The sequence below is a fragment of the Trichocoleus desertorum AS-A10 genome, assembly GCF_039962155.1.
Lineage (GTDB): Bacteria > Cyanobacteriota > Cyanobacteriia > FACHB-46 > FACHB-46 > Trichocoleus.
In genome coordinates this window covers 115,108-121,337 of the sequence record NZ_JAMPKN010000015.1, presented here as the reverse complement: position 1 = coordinate 121,337, position 6,230 = coordinate 115,108, and the positions used below count along the sequence as shown (strand labels likewise).

The 6,230-nt window shown below is 46.3% G+C and carries 8 protein-coding genes; 5 read left to right on the top strand and 3 right to left on the bottom strand.

Annotated features, from left to right (window positions below; genetic code table 11):
- Nucleotides 1-534: transposase (locus NDA01_RS19130; protein ID WP_348229192.1), on the top strand; the 534-nt coding region annotated here is incomplete at its 5' end.
- 30 nt (nt 535-564) lie between these two features.
- On the top strand, nt 565-732 hold the full coding sequence (locus NDA01_RS19125) for a hypothetical protein (RefSeq protein ID WP_431193448.1): 168 nt from the start codon (nt 565-567) through the stop codon (nt 730-732).
- Nucleotides 733-779: 47 nt separating this feature from the next.
- Here NDA01_RS19125 and NDA01_RS19120 read toward each other — a convergent pair whose 3' ends face one another.
- Entirely contained in the window at nt 780-971 is a 192-nt protein-coding gene (locus NDA01_RS19120) for a hypothetical protein (RefSeq protein WP_190441867.1), read from the bottom strand.
- A gap of 330 nt (nt 972-1,301) precedes the next feature.
- On the opposite strand from NDA01_RS19120, the gene NDA01_RS19115 reads away from it, so the two are divergent.
- Together NDA01_RS19115 and NDA01_RS19110 are read left to right on the top strand one after the other, a co-directional pair.
- Nucleotides 1,302-1,904 (top strand): cysteine hydrolase family protein, encoded by a 603-nt coding sequence (locus NDA01_RS19115; protein WP_348229191.1) that lies wholly within the window; start codon nt 1,302-1,304, stop codon nt 1,902-1,904.
- 665 nt (nt 1,905-2,569) lie between these two features.
- A complete protein-coding gene (locus NDA01_RS19110) occupies nt 2,570-2,836 on the top strand; it encodes a hypothetical protein (RefSeq protein WP_348229190.1) in 267 nt (88 codons plus the stop codon).
- A 26-nt stretch (nt 2,837-2,862) separates the two neighbouring features.
- Here the strand turns inward: NDA01_RS19110 and NDA01_RS19105 are convergent, their stop codons facing one another.
- Nucleotides 2,863-4,371 carry a glycosyl hydrolase family 57 gene (locus NDA01_RS19105; RefSeq protein WP_348229189.1) on the bottom strand — a complete coding sequence of 503 codons (1,509 nt, stop codon included), beginning with the start codon at nt 4,369-4,371 and terminating at the stop codon, nt 2,863-2,865.
- Nucleotides 4,372-4,576: 205 nt separating this feature from the next.
- Between NDA01_RS19105 and NDA01_RS19100 the strand changes: the two genes are divergently transcribed.
- Nucleotides 4,577-5,785, top strand: coding sequence for a hypothetical protein (locus NDA01_RS19100; RefSeq protein WP_348229188.1), 1,209 nt, complete (start codon nt 4,577-4,579; stop codon nt 5,783-5,785).
- Between the two features lie 32 nt (nt 5,786-5,817).
- Here the strand turns inward: NDA01_RS19100 and NDA01_RS19095 are convergent, their stop codons facing one another.
- Nucleotides 5,818-6,186 (bottom strand): DUF2237 family protein, encoded by a 369-nt coding sequence (locus tag NDA01_RS19095; protein ID WP_190557073.1) that lies wholly within the window; start codon nt 6,184-6,186, stop codon nt 5,818-5,820.
- Between the last annotated feature and the right edge of the window lie 44 nt (nt 6,187-6,230).

The window sequence follows — 6,230 nt, the reverse complement described above, 5'->3', positions numbered from 1 at the left end:
AAGTATCTTGACGAGTCCGGGTGTTGCCTCTGGAGTCCAGTCAGCTACAGCTACAGTCGAGTCGGACAACAGAAGCGATTGGAGCAAACGCAGCGACGGGGTGGGCGCATTAGTATCCTGGGACTCTGGCAACCGCATCAAGGGTTTGAGTATGCTATAGCGTTAGGCAGTTTTAGGAGTTCCAGTTACATCAAAGTGATGGACTCGATTGCTGATAAAGCTTTGACAACTCTCACCCAAACTGGGCGTCTAACGGTGGTTGTGCAAGACAATGCTTCGTTGCATACAAGTCAACTAGCCCAGCAACAGTGGCAGCGGTGGCAGCAGCAGGGCTTGTTGGTGTTCTTTTTGCCCCCCTACTGTTCTGAGATGAATCGCATTGAGGAGCAATGGCATCAACTCAAGACGCATGAGATTGCAGGACAGATGTTTGAGGATGAATATGACTTAGCCGTTGCCATCATGGATGGAATGGCAGCACGCAGCCTCAAAGGGGGATACGCCCTCGAACGTTTTAAGTTTAATTCTGGCTAGCTACTTACTGGTGTAGATGTACTTAAGTTTGTGAACTTGCCTGTCGTCTCGCCTTATGTGGGTTTGGGGCTGTACTCCGAAGACAAAGGCGTTGCTTATTCCGGCGGTGTACAAGTTGATGCTTCTGACAATTTGTTTGTTGGAGCAGGTTACAACTCGGTTCGAGTGGTAAACGGGCAAGTCGGGCTGAGATTTTAGGTGACTCCGATCGCGAAATGACTAGGGAAAATTGGATGCTGGTTAAATTAACGCTGTTCCTCGTGAGCATGAGATTTTAGCATTTGAAAGGAGGGCAAATGCAGGCTGGCCTCCAACTCTGCGCGCTTCACGAAACGATTGAAGTCACTAGCAGCTTTGGTTTTTTGCTCTAGAGGTACCCGGTCATACCACAACCAAAACAGAGTTCTGGGGCTGATAGTGTCAGGTACGTTAGCCATAGTTATAGTTTCATCTTGCGTCAATAATATTCGTAAGCGTGACGCAAAATGTTGGTTCTGACCATCGATAAGACACGGAGTTGAGAACATCTAGGCAACGTAATCTTCGTATTTTTACCGAATGCTCTACAAAGCTTAAATTTTCCCGTCAAGATGGCATTGGCTAACATTGAGGTTTGTGAACTTATGGCAGACAGGGGGGCGATCGCCCTCTTAGCTCCCATTACACTAGCTCAGCTTTTTCAAACTTCAATTTTAGCTGTGTAACTGACGAGTATGAAATTGAAAAGTTAGCATTAGGTAGAAATTTAGGATTTTTAGTTGCAGTAGATGGAACCCCTTGTTCGCTCGTTTCCAACTCAGAAGATTCAGCCTAACAATACGGCGCTACTCGTCATTGATATGGAGCGGGATTTTGTAGATGCGGGGGCTGTGCAGGAGACACCAGGGGGGCGAGAACTCGTTCCAGTAATTAATCGCTTAATCGGTTGGGCTAGGCAGCATACTGTGCCCATCATCTTTACTCATGAGATGCACCGTCCTGACAAAAGTGACTATGGGATTGAACTAGAATATGACCCAGTGCATTGCCTAGAAGGAACGCCAGGTTGTGAGCTTACAGATGGTTTGGATGTGCAGCCGCAAGATTACCGCATCTTAAATAAGCGCCGATATGACTGCTTTATGGGCACCGAGCTAGATCTATTGCTGCGAGCGCAAAAGATTGAAAATTTAGTTTGTTGTGGAGTTACGGCTCATGTTTGCGTCATGAGTACAGTCTTCACAGCACGAAATTTGGACTACCGAGTAATTGTACCGCGGGATGCGATCGCAGGGGTTACGGTAGACCACTACACAGCAGCCTTACTCTGTATGAGTGATGTTTTTGCCTATATTTCAACTGCTACAGAAGTCACTCAACTCTGGGCCTAAAACTCGTTAGTTAGGAAGTAGTACTTTACAAGTTACTTTTTCCAGGGCAGCTTAGTGCCCATTTCGGTGAAGGCGGAAAAAACCAAGTACAACGCTAAAATACCAACACTAGCGAGGAAAATCATTAGATCGCTATTCATGGATGGGACACTCGAACCTACTTCTTGCTGATCATGGCAGAGTTGAGGCCGTGTCGTGAAGTCCTCCACGGTAGCGCTTCGAAACAAAAACAGCGATCAGAGCTAAAAACATCGCTGCGATCGCCGTTTAGGTTTATTAGTGGTCAGAATCTAGAAGTTCATGAGTCCTAAATAGGAAGCTGAGGAAATGGCAATAATAGTTAGAACTCCCAGAATGATGCTGAGACCGAATTGAAAAGCAGGTTTTTTTCCAGCGCTCATAATTTACACCGCTTAAACTAATTTATTTAGTCATGGTGTCTGTGTCCTGAAAAAACTACATCCTGCCGCAGGACTAAGTAAGAAGGTACAAAAAACTGGGGCGAGACAAAAAATTTTGCTTGCTGGAGTTTGAGCCGTTCCTTAAGAGGGATGCTTGCAGGCGCTTGATTTTCCCTTTGGCAGAAGAGGAGAGATAGGAGCGATCGCTACACTTAAGAAAGTATTAAGTACCCTCTAACCTCTGCTGTAACTTGGTTTTGTATTATGGAATACTTAGGACAAACCATTGAGCTAATACAAAAAGATGGCGGATGGATTAGCGTTTGGTATCACCATATTTGTACGATTCAAATTGGAACTTTTCCAACCGCCAATGCTGCTTGGGATGCTGCTACAGAGCTAATTCAGCGGGATCTTGCAGTTCGAGGGCTGCTACAAGTTATTGACGATTGGAGTAGTGACAACTTCATTACTTGCCAAGAATACTCACTCTTGGAAGATTCACTCGTCCAGTTTGTTGTATCGGTTTAACAAGTGTCAACGTTGGGTTGTATCAGCTATGAAGTACGAGCTAGCAGCGATGCCTCACCTCGTCGATATAACTCACGAGCGTAATCTGTCCAAGTGCCTTGACCCCAGTAACGGAAACAGCTAGTTTGTAAGAGCAAATTGTAGAGTAACGCTTCTTGATAGTCCGATCGCTGCGTCACTGAACTATCCTGCTCTACTAGGCGATCGTATTTCTCGTGAAACAGGGCGCTGAGTTTTCTCATGGGGTCTAAAACATTTTCGTAGCCATTGACCCAACTTAAATGATTGGTCCAGGAAGCTCCGTCCATATGGAATTGGTGGTCGGTAGTTTTGAGCTCGGCGATCGCTTTCTCCACTGCTTCAGGTGTGGCTTTGTCTGGATCAACTCGTTGCCAAATTTTGTGTTGATTGACAGCTTGGCAAATAGGATAGTCTTCCGGACTAGCACCCGCTGCTTCAATTAGCTCTAAGTACTCAGTACCATTTAGAGCAACTGTGCCAACTCTCCCTCCACCTTGCTCCCGTGCTTCATGACAAGCTTTAAAGAAAGCTTGAGGAAACTCATTCATCATCACACCACCATTTTCTCCGTCAGCAATTTGGGTAACGAGGGAGGGCACCGTAACATCGCTAATTTGCTGGTGGCTGCGTCCTTTGGCTTCGTAATGAGGCTGCATTTGACCGACTAGCTTGGTATCTGAGCCTTGAGTTTTAATTAGGGCAGTAATGCTAATCGTTTCTCCATGACAATTCCGAGCAACCAATCGGTTAGGGATATATTTCTGATCGTGTTGTAACCCAGAACCATCTATGTTTTCGACAGAATGTTCTTGCACCATCAGCCAACGATAGCCACATTCTTTGAGTGCTTTGATGTATTCATATAGCGTATCTGGGTGATTGGGTAGATGCATTTCTGGTGGCGAGAAACCTTTTACCCGCCTTAGAGCGTCATAGCCAAAGATGGCTGCAAAGTGCTGTTGCCAAGCTTGGATATGCAGTTTGATATCTGGGATGGGAGTAGAAGGAATCACAGCGTGACTCCACATGGTGCCTAACCACTCCACATAAGGCTGGTACTGGGGGTCACAAGCGAGCCGTTTCAGATTATCCAAAACATCCTCACGCCCGAGCTGCCGCAGCCCCCACAACAGATTACCCGAATAATCGAGCATCATCCGAGGATGGCATCCTTCTGCTACGAGTTGAGGGATAAACTCTCCCATGCGACTGTAACACCAAGCAAAGGGATCAGCATTATGGTTGTCTCCTTCTCCAGGATGCTCAAACATATATTGCAGGTTGCTGATCAGGGCACCATTGGTTCCTGCCGGAATTGTGGGTTGGTGCATATGCAGCGCACAAGCAAATCCTGCTGTAATGTCTGCTAATTGAAGATTGGTCTGGGGTGAGAAAATAGGTTGATTATGGTTCACCACTGTATTGATTTCTGTCTCCCAACCACAGATGTTGGGCAGACCCGATCTAATTTCTGTCAAGGTGGGAAGAGGGGAAGCCGAAATTTGTGTAGACACAGAACTTCCTTCATGCTGATTTTGCGATCGCTTTCAATTGTGACTCATTCCAGTAGAAATCGTCTTAACTCAATTGAATTTGTCGCCACAGTTAGGACTGGCAAAGAGTAGTCACAAATTGGGAACTCTACATCTCATAGCCAATACTGGTAGTGTGCTTGACACGCTCAGTTATTGATTTTACTAGTCAGACTAGGAGTCAGCCTTGGAACTCGTGCAATTAGCCAAGCAAGGTGATGGTAGAGCGATCGCCACTTTATTAAATCGAGCTTTTGAGAAACAGGCAACTGCTGTCAAGGTGAATCTCAGGGGTAACTGCTTACAAGTGCTACTAGAGGCGACTCCACCGCCAGAACCACTAGCTGCTATGACCTTGATGCAGCAGGTGATGTCACGTATCCAACCAGAATCGCTAGAAAGAGTTGAAGTGTATGGTCGGGAAATAGGGGCAAAAACGTTTAGCTGGCAAAAAGAAATACGACTTCAGCAGCCCCATCAGCCATCTAGTATTCAGCCAACACTGCAACACCGAGAACTCACTAAGCAGGGAGACTTTAAACTAAACGAAAGCCAGACCTCACCCTGTTTACAGCAGCCATCTGCCACGAAAAAAGGAAAACTAGTTTTCTACAGTACCCGTAGACAAAGCCCTTCTCGCTCATCAACTCAGCATCAACCTCAAGCTGTAACAGTTGAAGGTTGGGGTGCAGTCTTAACAGGATTGGGATTGGCAGTGATCTTGTTTATCCTCAGTCCGCTGAAGCTACTATTTCGGGGATTTTTGGTCATGGTGCATGAGGTAGGGCATGCTTTGACTCACTGGTTATTTGGTCGTCCTGCCATTCCGATGATTGATTTCGCCTTCGGAGGTGGAATCACCCTGAGCTTTGAGCAATCTTGGCTAATTCTAGGGCTGATTTATTTGGCGATCGCCTATTCAATTTGGCTCTGTCGGGTTTATCCTCGCCTACAAGGTGTTCTGGTTGGGTTGACAGGGCTTTATAGCTTCTGCCTACTTACCGATTGGAATCTCATTTTGTCAACCTTTATGGGGCATGGCATGGAGGTTTTGGCTATTTTTATTTGTCTTTATTTATCAATAAGTGGTTACTTTCGTCGTATGGATGGCGATCGCACTATCTATGCCATGCTGGGTTTCTTTACCTTGTTTAGCGATCTCCAGTTCTCATGGCAGTTGCTTTACGATTTAGATTTTCAGTCTTGGTACGACGAAGGTAAGGGCGGAATCATTGACAACGATTTGGTAATTCTAGCCAGTGAGTACTTTAACGCGGATCTCGCAACTATCGTGGGATGCCTAATAGCAGGCTGTGTCACGGCTCCTATTCTCGCTTTTTTGGTTTTTCGCTACGAGTCTTGGTTGCGCTCTGCGATTGGTAAGCTTTTGGCGTAGCCTAAAACAGTACAGCTAGGTAAAAAGTGCAGCTAGCGATCGCTGGCATGTTGCTTTAGTTCGTTTAGAGAAGCATATTCTAACGCTGAGGCATGGGTGGCAGCTAAAACAACAGGAGGAGCCATGCCTGCATCTAAAGCTTCCTTCCAGCGGGAGGCACACAAACACCAGCGATCGCCAGGCTGCAAACCTGGAAACTCAAAAGCTGGAACTGGCGTGCTCAGATCGTTACCTTGCTCCTTGGTAAAGGCCAAAAACTCTTCAGTCATTTGGGCACAAACTACATGGGCTCCAAAGTCACCGCCACCTGTATTGCACTTGCCATCTCGGTAGTATCCGGTCATGGGTGAGGTGCAGCAAGTTTCGAGGGTTCCACCTAGTACGTTGCGTGCTTCTGTCATGCTACTTCTGCTCTCTAAAATCTCTGATTGCTTAGGTTACCAGT